This is a genomic window from Flavobacterium sandaracinum, from assembly GCF_004349135.1.
Classification (GTDB): Bacteria; Bacteroidota; Bacteroidia; order Flavobacteriales; family Flavobacteriaceae; genus Flavobacterium; species Flavobacterium sandaracinum.
Genome location: NZ_SMFN01000026.1, coordinates 1 through 17,455, shown reverse-complemented (window position 1 = coordinate 17,455; position 17,455 = coordinate 1). Strand labels below are relative to the sequence as shown.

Genomic DNA, 17,455 nt, shown 5'->3' with positions numbered 1-17,455 from the left:
TATTATATTCGATCTGCGTGCTTTGCAAAAATCATAGCCAAAGGTTGAAAACCATAATAAATAGAAAACGAATTGAAACTAGTATGAATGAATTATGTTCTACTTGCAATTTTAAAAGTGATGAAAATGGACAATCAAAAAGTAGATACCAATTGGTATGTTATTACAGGTGGACCTAGTACAGGTAAAACAACAGTAATTGATATGTTATCGAAAAGGGGCTACAAAACAACTATTGAACACGCCAGACATTACATTGATAGCATGAGGGAAGAAGGTAAAAGTCTAGAAGAAATAAGAGAAAATAAAAGACAATTTCAATTAGCTGTGCTAGATATGCAAATTGAACAAGAAGCGGAATTATCACCTATTGAAACTGTTTTTCTTGACAGGGCTATTCCTGATGCGATGGCCTATTATCAGTTTTTAAATCTTGATTATGACGAAAAATTACTTAATGCCATTAAGAGGGTGTCTTATAAAAAGATTTTTATTTTAGACCGATTACCTTTTACAAAAGACTATGCAAGAACAGAAGACGAAGAAGCACAAAAAACCATTCATAGATTAATTTTCGAGGTTTACAATTCATTAAGTTTTCCAGTCATTTTTGTTCCATTATTAACACCAAATGAAAGAGTAAATTTTATTTTAAAAAACATATGATACATACCTATAAAATTACCGGAATGACTTGCGATAGCTGTCGTTCTAAAGTGGAAAAAACATTGAATGCCATCGATGGAATTCAAGCAACGGTTACTTTGAATCCTCCAATTGCAACTATAACAATGGAAAAACACATTCCACTGGATCAATTTCAAGAGGCATTAACAACCGTTGGAAAGTACACTATAGAAATGAGTAGCGCTAACGATACAACTCACAAAACTGTCAATGAGCCAATAACAAAATCGTGTTGCAGTACTAAAACTAGTGATAACATGGATACAATACCTTCACTAAGTAATGCTCAAGGCAAATACTATTGTCCGATGCATTGTGAAGGAGACAAGGTTTACGATAAGCCCGGGAGTTGTCCAGTATGCGGAATGAATTTAGAAAAAGTTCATGAATTAAGTGCGGTTAAAAAATTATACACCTGTCCGATGCACCCGGAGGTAATCAAAGAAGAACCTGGCTCCTGCCCTATTTGCGGAATGGATTTAGTACCAATGGAACCTACAGATAGTGAAGACAAAAAGGTTTACAATGATTTGCTTAAGAAAATGAAAGTAGCAACAGCCTTTACAATTCCTGTTTTCGCAATAGCTACTATAGAAATGATGTCAAATAATCCGTTAGAAAAGATAATGGGCATTTCATACTGGAATTGGGTACAATTGATTTTGACGCTTCCCGTGGTTTTTTATGCGTGTTGGATGTTCTTTGTTCGCGCTTGGAAGTCAATTGTTACCTGGAATCTCAACATGTTTACGCTGATAGGAATTGGTACTGGAGTAGCTTTCTTGTTTAGTTTGGTTGGCATGTTTTTTCCTGATATTTTTCCAAATGAATTTAAAACCGAAAGCGGCACAGTGTTACTTTATTTTGAAGCAACAACGGTCATATTAACCTTGGTTTTGTTAGGCCAATTATTAGAAGCAAGAGCACACAGTCAAACTAGCGGTGCCATAAAAGAATTATTGAAATTAGCGCCCACCGAAGCGACTTTGGTTATCGAAGGAGGGGACAAAGTAATCTCGATTCACGACATCAAAAAAGGAGATTTATTACGAGTAAAACCGGGAGATAAAATTCCAGTAGATGGAAAAATTACTGATGGAGAAAGTACTATAGATGAATCTATGATTTCAGGAGAGCCTATTCCTGTTGATAAAAAGATTGATGATTCAGTTATAGCGGGAACCATAAACGGAAATAAATCCTTTGTTATGATTGCCGAGAAAGTTGGTTCGGAAACCTTGCTTTCGCAAATTGTTAAGATGGTAAATGATGCGAGCCGATCCAAAGCACCCATTCAAAAACTCGCGGATAGCATTGCAAAATATTTTGTACCGATTGTAGTTGTAGTTTCTGTCTTAACCTTTTTTGTTTGGGCAAAATTTGGACCGGAACCTGCCCTAGTCTATGGTTTTATCAATGCCATTGCAGTATTAATAATTGCCTGTCCTTGTGCTTTGGGATTAGCCACACCAATGTCGGTAATGGTCGGCGTAGGTAAAGGAGCACTATCAGGTGTTTTGATAAAAAATGCTGAAGCATTAGAGAATATGAACAAGGTAAATGTTCTGATAACTGATAAAACAGGTACCATTACCGAAGGAAAACCTTCTGTCGAAAAAGTGTTCTCCTTACAAAATGACGAAAATGGGCTATTGCAAAATATCGCTTCTTTAAATCAGTACAGCGAACACCCATTGGCGCAAGCCGTAGTCAATTTTGCAAAAGCAAAAAATATTTCATTAATCGAAGTCAACGATTTTGAAGCCATTGCTGGAAAAGGAGTTATTGGGACGGTAACCAATAAAAAAGTGGCCCTCGGAAATAAAAAACTAATGGAACAAGTGAACGCCACAGTTTCTGATGAATTGGAAAATAAAATTGTAGCCGAACAAAAACTAGGAAAAACAGTTTCTTATATTTCCATCGATGGGGTTGCTTTGGGTTTTGTAACCATTACAGACAAGATAAAAGAAACAAGCAAAGAAGCAATAAAAGAACTGATGCGTCAGGGTGTTGAAGTAATAATGATAACGGGCGACAATGAAAACACCGCAAAAGCCGTCGCTGCCGAACTCGATCTTAGTTCATTCATCGCAGGAGCCCTCCCCGAAGACAAACTAAATGAAATTAAGCGCCTCCAATCCCTCGGAAAAATTGTCGCGATGGCAGGAGACGGCATCAACGATGCCCCTGCATTAGCACAGTCAGACATCGGAATTGCCATGGGTACCGGAACTGACGTGGCGATAGAAAGTGCTAAAATAACTTTAGTAAAAGGCGATTTACAAGGTATTGTGAAAGCCAAAAAATTGAGCCACGCAGTAATGAGTAACATTAAACAAAATTTGTTTTTTGCCTTTTTCTACAATGTTTTAGGTGTGCCAATTGCAGCCGGAGTTTTATATCCATTTTTCGGGATTTTACTTTCTCCTATGATAGCAGCTTTGGCAATGAGTTTTAGTTCAGTATCCGTAATTGTAAATGCGTTAAGATTAAGACGTTTGAAACTTTAGAACATGTGAATAGAAATTTATATGGTAAATTAAAATGAATAACCTTACTCAAATAGTCCAACAATACAAAACCGATGCCGAAAGTGTTTATAATACTTGGTTTGTCGATAACGACCAAAGGCTAAAAGCATTTCGAACCATTCGTAGAGGAATTTTACAAGTCATTGACGATATCAAAGACAAGACTTTTCCAAATGATTTTAAAGGGAGTAGTTTAGAATTTGTGTTGAGTTGTATTGCAGAACAAAAACAAATTTTTGTAGGTGTGGCACATCCTTTTTATTGGAAACCAAAATTAAGAATTCCAGATATTTACGAAAATCCAAACAATAAAATTGCTTTCGGCCAATTTCTCGAAAACTGCATCAATGCCAAAACCGAAGAACAGATTATAAAAGAGATTGTTAAATTGGATGAGTTAAAAATAAAAGGTTTAGGTCCGGCGGTAGCCAGTATTTTATATTTCTTGCACCCCACTTGGTTTCCGCCATTCAATACGGCAATTCTCAACGGATTTAATTTTTTATTCAAAGACAAAAAGAAGTTAGGAAGTTGGACAGAATATTTAAAAATCCGAGAAACATTAATTGAAACTAACAGCAAACACAAAGCAGAATTATCTAACGATTTAGGAGCGATTGCCGGATTGTGTTTTGAGATTGGAACACAAAAAATGCTAATTGGTAACGATGAATATTTAAGCGAAGACGAACGCACAAAGTTCGAAAAGAATATACTAAAACGCCAAAAAGAAATTCAGGAAGAAAAATTAGCAGAAAACCTTCATAACGAAATGCAATACCATTTGTTAAAAATTGGCAGTTCATTAGGTTACGATGTTACTCCGGCCAGTAATGATAAAAGCAAAGCATTCAATGGTCAAAGTTTTTCGTTTATATCAATTAGTAAATTTCCTGAATTACCAACAGATAAGGACACCCAAAATACGATTAAACTCATTGATGTACTTTGGTTTAAAAAAGGAACAAACAAAATCATTGGAGCATTTGAAGTAGAAAAAAGCACCAGTATTTATTCAGGTATTTTACGTTTATCCGACTTGTATTTTAGTATTTCCAATGGCGAAGAGGTATTTTATATCATCATTCCAAACAGTCGCGAAAAAGATGTGATACAACAATTGAATAGACCTGTTGTTAAAAATTCAAAAATGAATATCAAATACATACTATTTTCAGAATTGCGAAGTCAATGTGATGCGATTTGCAAGTTTGGTTCAGATTATTCCATTATGGAAAAAATAGCAAAATCAACTTAAATAATAAAAAAATGAAAAATCTTGTAGTACTCAAAAAATTTCAGATTATGGTAGTATTAGTAGTGGCTGGCTTAATAATTGGCAGCTGCAATAATCCTAAAAAAACAATGCAATTAGCAAAAGTATATGTAGCCAATGAGGATGGAGGTAGCATTTCTGTTATAAACCTTCAGGACAGCACAAAAAATACAGAAATATCAATTAGTGACTCTTCAGGAATGATGTTTATGGCTCATAACGTACAAGTTGCACCTGATGGGAAATCCGTTTGGGTGACGGCGATACCTATGGATAGTACAGCAACAAATCAATTGATAGTAATCGATCCAAACACTAATTCAATAAAAAAACGTATTGAACTTGGTAAGGATTTGCATCTGGCTCATGTAGTTTTAGATAATAAATCTGAATATGCTTATGCAACTGCAAATGAAACAAATCAGATATTTCAAGTCGATGCTAAAACATATAAAATAACTCAAAAATTTGAGTTAGGAAAAGGATATTTACCACATGGTTTTAGACATCAAAACGGAAAACTTTATGTTGCAAATATGGATGCAAAAAGTATGTCGATTATTACTATTTCTGATGGCACAATAACAGACATTCCACTGGGAGGAGTGGCTGTGCAAGTTGCAACTACACAAGATGAAAAATTTATTTTTGCGAGTTTGTATGATACTAAAGAAGTAGTAAAATATGATATTAAAAATGCTCAAATAACAAGAATAAAATTGCCAAATGATGCGCAAGGTCCAATTCAATTATATGCCACGCCAGACAGTAAATTGTTATATGTAGCCGATCAAGGGGAAACAATGGGTAGACCTGTTTCAAATAAAGTATTTGTAATTGACATAACCAGTAACAAAGTTATTAAAACTATAACCGTAGGTAATAAGGCACACGGTGTAGTGGTTAGCAAAGACGGAAAAACAGTTTATGTAACCAATAGTGGTGACAATACTGTTTCAGTAATAGATGTGGCAACTCAAAAAGTAATTAATACAATTGCAGTAGGCAAAAAACCGAATGGAATAAGTTATTCGTCCGAAACTGGCGGAATGGAATAGAAAATTAAGCAATGAATATTCTAATATATTCTGTTTTATATAATTGAAATTTTAATGCGATTTTCAAAGTTGGTTCAGTTTATTTAACAATTTAAAAAAAATTAAAAGGTAAATGATTAAAGGAAAAAAAGTAAAATGGATTAGAAAATCTCACCGATATTTAGGAATATTTTTAGGTCTTCAGTTCTTAATGTGGACCATTAGTGGTCTGTATTTTAGTTGGACCAATATTGATGACATTCATGGCATGCAATTTCATAAAAAAAGAATTGTTGCTGAGTCGTTTTCGGGTTTAATAAGCCCTTCCCTACTCCATCCTTCAATAGCAATCCAATCGATAGAATTAAGGGAGATTAATAAGAACCCTTTTTATTGGGTTAATGGGAAGATGCTTTATAATGCCAAGACGGGAAAATTAAAAAAGGGTATCACTAAAGAAGAAGCATTGGCAATTGCAGATAAAAATATTGTATCAGGTTTAAAAGCAAAAGAGATACAACTCATTAAAGAAGTAGGGAAACATCATGAATATAGAGAGCATTTACTGCCAGCCTATGTTATATCCTATCAGGAACCGAATAATTTAAAGGTCTATATTTCGGCAAATGATGGTGCTTTTCAAACGATTAGACACCGCGATTGGAGATGGTTTGATTTTTTATGGATGACCCATACTATGGATTATGAGGGTAGAGACAATATGAATAATATTGTGTTAAGAGTCTTTTCATTATTGGGGTTAATAACCGTTTTAAGTGGTTTTTTACTTTGGTATATCTCATCGCCTACTATTAGAAAAATTTGGAGGAAAATAAAAAAATAATTTAAAATAATAAAAAACAGTAAAATCAATTTAAAATCAATTTAAAATCAATTTAAAATCAATTTAAAATCAAAAACCATGAAAAAAATAATTCTAATACACTTCTTTATTTTACAAGCTTTAATAATTTCGGCACAAGAAAAAGTTCAAATAAAACTAACTTCTGCAAGTCCATCTGCATCATTTGAACAAGAATTGGGTAGCACAATAATCAAAGTTTCTTACAGCAGACCACTAGCAAGAGGCAGAAAAATATTTGGTGAATTAGTACCTTTTGAAAAACTCTGGCGAACTGGCGCTAGTGATTGTACTTCAATAACTACCAACGAAGATATTGTATTTGGAAATACTACTTTAAAAATGGGTAGTTACTCAATATTCACAATACCTTCTAAAAAGGAGTGGACAATAATTGTAAATACAGATATTACATTACATGGAGAAACCGGATACGATGCCAAAAAAGATGTTTTTCGTTTTACAGTTCCAGTAGAAAGCATACCCAATTTATATGAAACATTTACAATCGAAATAAATGATGTTAACAGTAAAGGGGAGGGATTTCTAAAAATAATATGGGAAAATTCGATGGTGAAAATTCCATTGAAAAGCAAAGCAGATGAAAATATTTTAGCAGTAATAGATAAAAACATCATTAAAGAAAAAACTCAAGATGCTAATTTATTATTTCAAGCAGCAAACTATTATTACAGTACAAACAGAGATTCCAAACAAGCAATAGCTTGGCTTATTGAAGCCGAAAAATTAGATCCACAAAATTTTTACTATCCTAATTTGAGACAAAAAATAGCAACGGAACTAAAAGACTATCCAAGTGCAATTGAAGCAGGTAAAAAAGCTTTATCAATAGCAGAATTAAAAAAAATGAAAAGTGTTGAATCACTTAAAAAACAAATTTTAGAGTTGGAGTTACTATTAAAAAAATAAATTAATTTTAAATCAAAAAATTATGGCAATGAAACACACAACAGAAGAGCATTCAAAAGAATTAAGTTTGACTATGTACAAGAAATTAGCGATTATGATAGTGTTATCATTTATAGCTATGTACATACTAATGTATGCAATGGTAGATGTTTTTGCCAATGTAATACCCAATATAAACCAATTTTACATGGCTGGACTGATGACCATGCCGATGCTCATAATTGAACTTCTAGTGATGGGTAGCATGTACGGAAATAAGAAATTAAATATTTCACTGGTTGTCACTGGATTTATTGCTTTGATTCTATTTTTTGCAGGCATTAGGCAACAGGCAGCAGTTGGGGATAAAGAATTTTTAAAATCAATGATACCACACCATGCCGCAGCAATATTAATGGGTAAAGAGTCATCGGTTACCGACCCTGAAATAAAGGAATTAATTAAAAATATCATTACCAGCCAACAGGCAGAGATTGACCAGATGAAAGCAAAGCTCAAAGAATTAGACAAATAATTCCATAAGAATTAGTAAATTAATTTTAAACTAAAAAAATGAAAAAAATTATAGTATTAATATTCATTATGTCTATTAATTCCTTTGCCCAAGCACAGGATATGAAAGGTATGGATATGTCAAAAAAAGAAAAGGCGCAAAAGGTGCAGCCCACAACATACACCTGCCCAATGCATCCCGAAATTCACGCTAACAAGCCAGGGAAATGCCCTAAATGCGGAATGACGTTGATAAAGGAAAAAGCTAAAACGGTTAAAAAAACTGTGGTGAAGAAGCATGATGAAATGCAAATGCCCATGAAAAAGACTTCTAAAAAGAAGGACGACATGGACAATATGAAAACGGATAATAATAAGGTGGCATCCGTAACATACACCTGCCCAATGCATCCCGAGATTCACGCTGACAAGCCAGGGAAATGCCCTAAATGCGGAATGACTTTGGTAAAGGAAAAACCGAAAGCAGTTAAGAAATCGGTAGTGAAGAAGCATGATGAAATGCAAATGCCCATGAAAAAGAGTTCTGAAAAGAAAGACAACATGGACAACATGAAAATGGATAATAATGAGGCTCCTAAAAATCATGAGATGGGCAAAATGGATATGCCAAAAGCAAACTTAGGCTCCATAAAGACAATTGTAAACAACACACCGCCAAGGACAGTTCGATACGATTTATACGTGCGGGACACCATTGTAAATTTCACGGGTAAACCTAAAAGAGCCATTGCCGTAAACGGACAAATACCAATGCCACCACTAACGTTTACAGAAGGCGACACCGCAGAAATTTATGTGCACAATGAGCTGAACGAAGAAACATCGTTGCATTGGCACGGTTTGTTTTTACCCAACAAAGAAGATGGTGTGCCAAACCTTACACAAATGCCAATCAAACCACATACTACCCATTTGTATAAATTTCCAATTATTCAACACGGTACGCATTGGTATCATAGCCATACCGGATTGCAGGAACAAATAGGAATGTACGGTTCTTTTACTATGAATAAAAGAGAAGAGCTTGACATTCCCACCGTGCCCATAGTTTTGAGTGAGTGGACGGATCTGAATCCCAATAATGTACATCGAATGTTGCATAATGCTTCGGATTGGTTTGCTATTAAAAAAGGAACAACCCAAAGTTATGCAGAAGCCATAAGAAGCGGCTATTTTAAAACCAAACTTAATAACGAATGGAAGCGAATGAACGCTATGGATGTGAGCGATGTGTACTACGATAAATTCTTAATAAACGGAAAAAGTGAAAGCCAACTTTCACATTTTAAAGCAGGCGATAAAGTCCGATTACGAATTGCAAACGGCGGAGCCTCCACTTATTTTTGGCTTACTTATGCAGGAGGTAAAATGACTGTTGTAGCAAGCGATGGTAACGATGTAGAGCCCGTTGAAGTAGATCGATTAATCATTGCGGTTTCTGAGACCTACGATGTTATCGTTACCATTCCTGCTGATAAAACTGCGTATGAATTTTTAGTTACATCCGAAGATCGCACAAAATCAGCTTCCTTATATTTAGGTGATGGTATCAAGCAATTAACGGCTCCGCTACCCAAGTTAAAATATTTTGAAGGGATGAAGATGATGAACGGCATGATGAAAATGAACGGAGATTTAGACGATATGGGAATGCAAATGTCGCTTAACCAAATGGATATGAACGTAGTTATGTATCCGGAAATAACTGGTGAACTAAAGCGAAAAGGCGACGATAAAATGCAAGGCATGGATATGGAAGGAGATAAAATGAATGGAATGGACATGAACAAAAAGGGAATGAAAGATAAGGATACAGACAAGGAGAAAAAAGATGCTATGAATATGGGTGACCATAAAATGGAAGGTATGGACCATCAATATGATTCCAATGCCCTTTCTGATATCGTTACCTTGAACTATGCCATGTTGAAAGCTCCAATCAAGACAACCCTTCCTAAAGATGCACCAGTAAAAGAATTAAAGTTTGAACTTACCGGAAATATGAATCGTTATGTTTGGAGTCTGGATAACAAAGTAGTTTCAGAAAGTGATAAAATATTAATTAAAAAAGGAGAAATCGTACGCATGATACTTCACAACAATTCTATGATGCGCCATCCCATGCACTTGCACGGACATGATTTTAGGGTAATCAACGGACAAGAAGATTACGCTCCAATGAAAAACATCATTGACATCATGCCAATGGAAACCGATACGCTCGAATTTGCAGCCACCGAAAGCGGTGATTGGTTTTTTCATTGTCATATTTTATATCACATGATGAGCGGAATGGGCAGGGTTTTTAGTTATGAAAACTCCCCTGCAAATCCATTAATCCCAAACCCTAAATTGGCACAACGCAAATTGTTTGCTGATGATAGAGCATTTCATTTTATGGCAGAAAATGATTTTGCTACAAACGGAAACGATGGAGAAGCGATGTATCAAAGTACACGTTGGAGTATCGGCACCGAATGGCGATTGGGTTACAAAGAACACCACGGTTATGAAACCGAAACTCATATTGGAAGATACATTGGAAAAATGCAATGGTTAATGCCTTTTATAGGTTTTGATTGGAGATATAGAAAAGGGGGAATAGACAATCAAGAAAGAAATCTTTTTGGGCAAACCAATACCAAAGACAACAGAGCTGTTTTTAGTGCAGGGGTTAATTACACATTACCAATGCTTATAGTCGCTCAAGCCGAAGTTTTTACCGACGGAAATGTACGTTTACAGTTTGAACGAAAAGACATTCCAGTTTCAAAAAGACTACGAATGAATTTAATGTGGAATACCGACAAAGAATATATGGCAGGTTTACGCTACATTGTCAAAAGAAACTTTGGAATCACTACACACTATGATAGTGATATGGGAATGGGATTAGGTGCTACTTTTAATTATTAAGAAACTCAAATTTCAAATTTGTATGGAGGATGCTTGTTCTAAAAGACAAGCGTCCTTTTTTTGCAATTACATTTTTTACAAACCAATATACATTCCTGATAATGTGTGAATTATATAATTTTTATTAGAATTTCACAATACTTTTTCAAGTTAAAAAGCTACCTTTAAACTGCGAAAATTAATTCGCAATTTAAATTTAAAAAAGATGAGTCATCAAAAATTTAAAGATTGTATCGATGCATGTTCAGAATGTGCAGTAGAATGTTCGCATTGCGAAAGTGAATGCTTGAATGAGCAAGACGTAAAAATGTTAGCGCGTTGCATAAAACTAGATCATGATTGTGCAGCTATTTGTTTATTTGCAATGCAGGCTATGGCAAGCGGAAGTGAGTTTACGGAAAAAATCTGCAAATTATGCGCCGAAATTTGTACAGCTTGCGCCAAAGAATGTGAAAAACATGCACACATGGAGCATTGCAAAAATTGTGCGGAAGCCTGTCGAAAATGTGCTGTTGAGTGCAGTAATATGAGTAAGTTAAGCACCGTAAAATGAGTAAAATGTGAGTATTTCAATCTCTTAAATAAAGTTTCGTTTAGAGGAATTATTTAAGAGATTTTAAACAATCAAAATTATAAACTATGAAAACATTACAAAAAATCACATTAATTATTGTATCGATTGGTTTGTTTACATCGTGCCAATCCAAAACTGATGTAAATCAAATTCTTTCAAATTCAGATACAAAAAAGGCAATTATGGATACTATTGCTAACAATAGCGATATGTCTAAAGATATGATGCAAGCAATGATGAACAGTAGTAAAGGAAAAATGATGATGACAAATCACGAAAATATGATGAAAATGATGAAGGATAATCCAGCTATGATGAAAGGAATGATGACCGAAATGATGGAAGCATCTAAAACAGATACTACGATGATGTCTGAAATGTGTAAATCGATGATGGATAATCCTAAAATGATGGATATGATGAATGATAAAAAAATGCAATCACACAAAATGACTGGAATGGATAAAAATATGGATATGTCCAAATAATACAAATACAAACAACATTAAAATATAAAAAAAATGGAAACTCAAAAAACGTATACCTGCCCCATGCACCCAGAAGTTACTTCGGATAAACCCGGAAAATGTCCCAAATGCGGAATGAATTTAATGGAGAAAAAAGAATGAAAATTCTACTAGCAACCGATGGTTCAAAATATAGTAAAACAGCTGTAGACGAAGTTGCAAACAGACTATTTCCAGTAAACACTAAAGTATGTATTGTTTCTGTTTATGAAAGAATGTCGCTAATAAATACTCTTGAACCAATGGGAGTTTCACATGAGTATTATGCTGAAGTTGACCAAAACGCCTTTAAATCTGCAAAGAAAATTACTGAAAATGCAGCGAAAATTTTGCGTGATAAAAATCCGGCTTTAATTGTAACTACAGTGGTTATTGAAGGTTCTCCAAAAAGTGCAATACTCAAAGAAGCTGAAACATTTGGTGCTGATTTGATTATCGTTGGTTCTCATGGTCATGGGGTTATAGAAGGCTTTCTGCTTGGCTCGGTTTCGCAAGCGGTGGCATTACATGCAAAATGTTCTGTGGAGATTGTACGTAAATAAAAAACTTAACAATACTTCCGTTCCTTGTTTGGTATCTTTGTTGACTCTTAGCTGAAAAGCTCCATAGTAATAATGCCATAGTGTATATCCATACTGTTTTAAGAATTTTTACCATTGCTTTATACATAATGACGATATAAATATATGTTTGCAATTACTTTTCTGAATTTGAAATATTCTCCATTTCTTTTAAAAGTACTTCGGTTATTATCATTTGAATTATTTATGTTTTTTTTCATTCATTTTCCTAATAATTTTGCCCCTGGTGTTCCATCATTTCGCCTGAATTTTTCAGAGAATTTACATATGCATAGACCGAAAGGATTTCTTCTTCGCTCAAAACGTTTTCCCATGCTGCCATTGCAGTTCCCTTCATTCCTTTTTTTATGAGGTATATTCGTCCTTGATTTGAATAAAATGACGAATGTTCAGGATCAGTAAAATCGGCTGGTTTTGGTTGTAATGTCGTTGCTCCTGGACCATCGCCTTTACCGCTAATACCGTGACAAGTAGCACAATATTTTGTGAATATATCTTTGCCTTGTGCAAGTTGTTCCTCTGTACCGAGAGATACGGGCTGATTATATTTTTCGCCCAATTCCTGTTTTAACCATTCGCGAGTTTCATTCATTAATTGTGAATGTTCGCTATGTTCATGGTTGTGATTTTCTTCTTCTTTTTGTTGAGGGTGGTTCTGTTTAACTTGTTTCTGTTTTTTTTCAGAATTCCTGCAAGAAGTAAGTATCAACTGTGTATACATTAATGCGGTAATGATTACTAATTCGATTTTGATAGTTCGGAAGAGTTTACGCAGAGTTTGACTGAAAAACACACCATATTGTTTTGGTTTTTTCATAGTTGTTGTTTTAGTTTTTAAGTTAAACCAAATACAAATACTCAATAATTTCGATCACTAAAAAATGTTTAATTGATTATAAATCACTATTATTCAGTAATTTAATATAAATTTACGGTTTATTTAAGCATGTAACTTGGAATTTTTTAAATTTTTATTTCCACAAATAAATAATATATATCATGCTGTAGGAATGATTAACTTCATAAAACGATTACGAGTTTTAGGATCTTTCCATCCTGCCATTACCGTCACCTCTCTCTAATAACACTTTGTCAATGCTTATAATGACTCAAGTCAAAGTATTTACCGATGGTAATTTGAGTACAGTTTGAATGAAAAGCAATACTAAATCATTTACTTTAAAAATTGAAGTATTCATTTCAAAGTAAAATGTTAAACTTATTTTTATTATTTAAGCATTTGCTTAAATAATAAAACAATTAACTACATTTGTTTAGTATTCAATTTAAACAATTACAACAATGGACAATAATCAAACGTGTATAAGAGTTTTGGCTGATAAAAATCAAATCAATACCTGTAAAAACAAATTAGAAAATAACAGCAACGCTTTTGAACAATTGAGTGGTTTATTAGCATTAGCTGGCAATGAAGTACGACTAAAAATAATGTTTCTTCTTGAAGAAGAAAATGAACTTTGTCCTTGCGACCTTGCCGATATTTTAGAAATGAGTATTCCTGCCGTTTCACAACATCTACGCAAAATGAAAGACGGAAATGTTATTGAAGCAAGACGGTCTGGCCAAACTATTTTTTATTCTCTAAAATCAGAACAATTACAAATACTTCGTCCCTTTTTTAAATACATTATTAGTCAAAATTCAAATTTAGAACTCATATGAACACAAATTCAAAATCAGGAAAACTTGCTGTAGCAAGTATTTTATCAGCAGTGACAGCATCACTTTGTTGCATAACGCCCGTTTTAGCTCTTATTTCTGGAGCTTCTGGCGTAGCATCAACGTTCTCGTGGTTAGAACCTTTTCGCCCTTACTTAATTGGAATAACTGTTTTGGTATTGGGCTTTGCTTGGACTCAAAAACTAAAACCACGAACGACCGAAGAAATACAATGTACTTGTGAAGAAGAGGATAAAATACCATTTGTGAAAACTAAAAAGTTTTTAGGCATTGTAACGGTGTTTACTTTTTTAATGATGGCTTTCCCATACTATGGACAAGTTTTTTATCCAAAAGCGGACAAACAGCTAATTGTTGTTTCTTCTGATAATATACAAGAAGTAAAATTTAATGTGAGTGGAATGACTTGTGCCAGTTGCGAAGATCACGTTAAAAATGAAATAAACAAATTACCGGGAATTGTAACCGTTTCTGCTAATAGCAACGAAGGAATCGCAGTTGTAAAATTTGACAATAGTAAAACGAACAAAGAGGCTATCATAAAAGCTATTAATACCACAGGTTACAAAGTATCAGGAGAAGTACCAACATCCGTAAATCCTCCACACTGACAAACTGGACACGTTTGTGGTCTAAACGGTTGCAAATAATTTTTTTGACTCTATTATTAAGCATTTAATTAAAATAAGAAAATGAAAACAGAAAATATAAAACTCGATATCGCAGGAATGACCTGCGACCATTGTGCCACAGGCATTGAAAAAATGCTTACCAAAAATGAAGGAGTAACAGAAGTAAAAGTGAGTTATCAAAACGGCAGTTGCGAATGTTCTTTCGACCCTTCTAAAACTAGTAAAGAAGAAATTATCAATACTATTAACAGCACAAAAAATTATAAAGTAGCTCATACTGCTGAAACTAAATGTTGTAATACAAACGCAAACCACTTCGATTTAATTATCATCGGTGGTGGTTCGGCGGCATTTTCGGCAGCTATAAAGGCCGAAAGTTTAGGATTATCGACCTTAATGGTAAACGGTGGTTTAGACTTTGGCGGAACTTGTGTAAACGTAGGTTGTGTCCCTTCTAAAACCCTTATTCGTGCAGCGGAAACAGCTTATCACGCAACACATTCCAATTTTTCGGGCATCAAACCCAAAGGTGTTGCTATAGATTTTGCTCAAGTAATTAAAGACAAAAAACAATTGGTAGCCACGCTCCAGAAGAAAAAATATATGGACGTGGTAAGTGATTTTCATAACCTGAAAATGCTAACGGGTTGGGCAGAATTTTTAGATACTAAAACCATTGTGGTCGATGGTAAAGTAAAATATACGGCTCTAAAATTTATCATTGCCACAGGAGCAACTACCAATATTCCAATTATTGAAGGGCTAAACGAAGTAGGTTTTCTTACCAACGTTTCGCTTTTTGATTTAGAAGAAAAACCCGAAAGCATGACCATTATGGGGGCTGGTTATATTGGTTTAGAAATTGCTATGGCTTACAATCGTTTGGGCGTAAAAGTGCGTATCATCGAGTTTACTGATCGTGTGTTGAGAACACAAACGCCCGACATCAGTGAAGCCTTGGAAACACAAATGCGTAACGAAGGTATAGAAATCCTGCCAAATTTTAGAGCAGTAAAATTTGATAAAAAAGGAAATGAAACCATTATCCATTGCAAATGCCCTGACGGTTCTTTTACACAAATTATCGAAAAAGGAAAAGTTGTAGTGGCATCTGGCACAACACCCAATATGCAAAAATTAGGATTGCAAAATATTGGTTTGGAACTTGCTAAAACAGGGCACATTTTGGTTAACGAAAAAATGGAAACCAATTTACCTAACATCTATGCAGTAGGCGATGTTACCAACACGCCTGCATTTGTTTACACGGCAGCCTTTGAAGGTAAAATTGCCGTAGAAAATGCTTTTACGGGAGCCAATAATGAAGCCGATTATTCTTCCTTGCCTTGGGTAGTTTTTACCGATCCACAAGTAGCAGGAGCAGGATTGGACGAAGCACAGGCAGAAGTCCAAAACATTCCTTTTGAAGTAAGCAAATTAGAATTAAATAACGTTCCAAGAGCTATTGCAGCCAATGACACAAGAGGATTTATCAAATTAATACGAAATACCGAAACCGATAAATTGATTGGTGCTAGAATTGTTGCTCCCGAAGGTGGCGAACTCATTCAGCAATTGAGTATGGCTATCAAGTATAATATAACCGTAAAAGAATTGGCAGAAAGTTTTTATCCTTATTTAACATTAGGCGAAGGCATAAAACTAGCAGCCATCACTTTCGGAAAAGATGTTGCCAAATTGAGCTGTTGTGCTAGTTAAATTTTAATATGAAAAACGCGACTACAATTCTATATGATGCACAAGTAATCGCTTTGGTCGATGCAGGAATTGCCAAGGGAGATTTAGGAAGCGATGCCACTATCGAAACTGCCGACATTGTTATTCAAAACGACCAGCCCACGAAAATTTTTACAGCAATAAATATTGGTAGAAAAACAAAACAAATCGTTTGGCAAAACATTGGGTTGGCATTCACAGTAAAAGCAATTGTAATGGTTCTTGGTGCCTGAGGTTTAGCCACCATGTGGGAAGCTGTTTTTGCCGATGTTGGTGTGGCTTTATTAGCTATTTTGAATGCAGTTAGAATACAGCGAATGAAGTTTTAATTTGGTATAGCTATTTTACAATTAATTATTAACATGAATCAAGGATTGAATCTATAACTTAAATTCGAAATACTTACTTGGAAATATTTTCTAATTTTTCCAAATCTTCAATAAAATAGTTCGACATTTGTTTGGACGGGGCTACTTGACCGAACAGTTCGAACCAACATTTCTCCTTAATGGATTAGATTTCTTATAGTCCTTTAACCAGTAATCATTGGAAATTAAAAGCCAAACTCCCCCTTTAAAGGACATGTATTATCTCCAATGTTGGTATTAAATACTTTTACATGAGATTTAAATAACAGATCGCCATGAAGCTGGAAAAACCGGTGAATTTGACCACCTAATTCCGGAGTAAATTGACCACCCGTTCCGGAGCAAACTGACCACCTAATTCCGGAGCAAATTGACCACCAGGTTTTGTGGTTAATTAACGATTAAAAACTATTGATTTTTTCATGTTGTTAGAACCATACATTCGTTAAAAATATACGGATTATGGCAAACAAAATAACAGACATGAGTAAAATTAGAAAAGTAATTAAATTCTATTGTAATGGAAAGAGTAAGTTATTTATAAGTAGCTACTTATCCCTTTCAAGAAATACGGTAAAGA

At 34.5% G+C, this 17,455-nt stretch carries 15 protein-coding genes and 2 pseudogenes; 16 read left to right on the top strand and 1 reads right to left on the bottom strand.

Going from position 1 to position 17,455, the window contains the following annotated elements:
• The first annotated feature begins 87 nt into the window (after positions 1 to 87).
• From E0F91_RS15760 to E0F91_RS15710, 12 genes and pseudogenes are all read left to right on the top strand, one after another.
• Positions 88 to 666: an AAA family ATPase gene (locus E0F91_RS15760; RefSeq protein ID WP_225876010.1), complete on the top strand. Its 579-nt coding sequence runs from the start codon at positions 88 to 90 to the stop codon at positions 664 to 666.
• On the top strand, positions 663 to 3,200 hold the full coding sequence (locus E0F91_RS15755) for a heavy metal translocating P-type ATPase (protein WP_099715373.1): 2,538 nt from the start codon (positions 663 to 665) through the stop codon (positions 3,198 to 3,200). The genes E0F91_RS15760 and E0F91_RS15755 overlap by 4 nt, the downstream gene beginning before the upstream one ends.
• A 34-nt stretch (positions 3,201 to 3,234) precedes the next feature.
• Entirely contained in the window at positions 3,235 to 4,479 is a 1,245-nt protein-coding gene (locus E0F91_RS15750) for a hypothetical protein (protein ID WP_099715372.1), read from the top strand.
• Between the two features lie 11 nt (positions 4,480 to 4,490).
• Positions 4,491 to 5,555 (top strand): Vgb family protein, encoded by a 1,065-nt coding sequence (locus E0F91_RS15745; RefSeq protein WP_132067390.1) that lies wholly within the window; start codon positions 4,491 to 4,493, stop codon positions 5,553 to 5,555.
• A gap of 112 nt (positions 5,556 to 5,667) precedes the next feature.
• Positions 5,668 to 6,378, top strand: a complete 711-nt coding sequence (locus E0F91_RS15740; RefSeq protein ID WP_132067389.1) for a PepSY domain-containing protein — start codon at positions 5,668 to 5,670, stop codon at positions 6,376 to 6,378.
• Between the two features lie 78 nt (positions 6,379 to 6,456).
• The gene (locus tag E0F91_RS15735; RefSeq protein ID WP_132067388.1) at positions 6,457 to 7,326 is read left to right on the top strand and encodes a DUF2911 domain-containing protein; all 870 of its coding nucleotides are present in this window, start codon (positions 6,457 to 6,459) and stop codon (positions 7,324 to 7,326) included.
• A 28-nt stretch (positions 7,327 to 7,354) separates the two neighbouring features.
• Positions 7,355 to 7,840 (top strand): DUF305 domain-containing protein, encoded by a 486-nt coding sequence (locus E0F91_RS15730; protein WP_243698920.1) that lies wholly within the window; start codon positions 7,355 to 7,357, stop codon positions 7,838 to 7,840.
• A 38-nt stretch (positions 7,841 to 7,878) separates the two neighbouring features.
• Complete coding sequence (locus E0F91_RS15725) at positions 7,879 to 10,755, top strand: multicopper oxidase domain-containing protein (RefSeq protein ID WP_243698919.1); 2,877 nt, start codon at positions 7,879 to 7,881, stop codon at positions 10,753 to 10,755.
• A gap of 205 nt (positions 10,756 to 10,960) precedes the next feature.
• On the top strand, positions 10,961 to 11,308 hold the full coding sequence (locus E0F91_RS15720) for a four-helix bundle copper-binding protein (RefSeq protein WP_132067386.1): 348 nt from the start codon (positions 10,961 to 10,963) through the stop codon (positions 11,306 to 11,308).
• A gap of 86 nt (positions 11,309 to 11,394) precedes the next feature.
• Positions 11,395 to 11,817 (top strand): membrane or secreted protein, encoded by a 423-nt coding sequence (locus E0F91_RS15715; protein WP_099715366.1) that lies wholly within the window; start codon positions 11,395 to 11,397, stop codon positions 11,815 to 11,817.
• Between the two features lie 45 nt (positions 11,818 to 11,862).
• A pseudogene (locus E0F91_RS18110) lies at positions 11,863 to 11,955 on the top strand (heavy metal-binding domain-containing protein); the annotation flags it as partial.
• Positions 11,955 to 12,398, top strand: a complete 444-nt coding sequence (locus E0F91_RS15710) for a universal stress protein (protein ID WP_165930149.1) — start codon at positions 11,955 to 11,957, stop codon at positions 12,396 to 12,398. The pseudogene E0F91_RS18110 and the gene E0F91_RS15710, both read left to right, overlap by 1 nt.
• A 247-nt stretch (positions 12,399 to 12,645) precedes the next feature.
• On the opposite strand, the gene E0F91_RS15700 is transcribed toward E0F91_RS15710, so the two are convergent.
• A complete protein-coding gene (locus E0F91_RS15700; RefSeq protein WP_113634461.1) occupies positions 12,646 to 13,254 on the bottom strand; it encodes a c-type cytochrome in 609 nt (202 codons plus the stop codon).
• A 485-nt stretch (positions 13,255 to 13,739) separates the two neighbouring features.
• On the opposite strand from E0F91_RS15700, the gene E0F91_RS15695 reads away from it, so the two are divergent.
• From E0F91_RS15695 to E0F91_RS15680, 4 genes and pseudogenes are all read left to right on the top strand, one after another.
• The gene (locus E0F91_RS15695; RefSeq protein ID WP_099715364.1) at positions 13,740 to 14,120 is read left to right on the top strand and encodes an ArsR/SmtB family transcription factor; all 381 of its coding nucleotides are present in this window, start codon (positions 13,740 to 13,742) and stop codon (positions 14,118 to 14,120) included.
• Positions 14,117 to 14,749 carry a mercuric transport protein MerTP gene (gene merTP / locus E0F91_RS15690; RefSeq protein ID WP_099715363.1) on the top strand — a complete coding sequence of 211 codons (633 nt, stop codon included), beginning with the start codon at positions 14,117 to 14,119 and terminating at the stop codon, positions 14,747 to 14,749. Before E0F91_RS15695 ends, merTP begins: the two co-directional genes overlap by 4 nt.
• 81 nt (positions 14,750 to 14,830) lie before the next feature.
• Positions 14,831 to 16,489, top strand: a complete 1,659-nt coding sequence (merA, locus tag E0F91_RS15685; RefSeq protein WP_132067384.1) for a mercury(II) reductase — start codon at positions 14,831 to 14,833, stop codon at positions 16,487 to 16,489.
• A gap of 35 nt (positions 16,490 to 16,524) precedes the next feature.
• Positions 16,525 to 16,836, top strand: a pseudogene (locus E0F91_RS15680) (heavy metal translocating P-type ATPase); the annotation flags it as partial.
• Positions 16,837 to 17,455 lie beyond the last annotated feature (619 nt).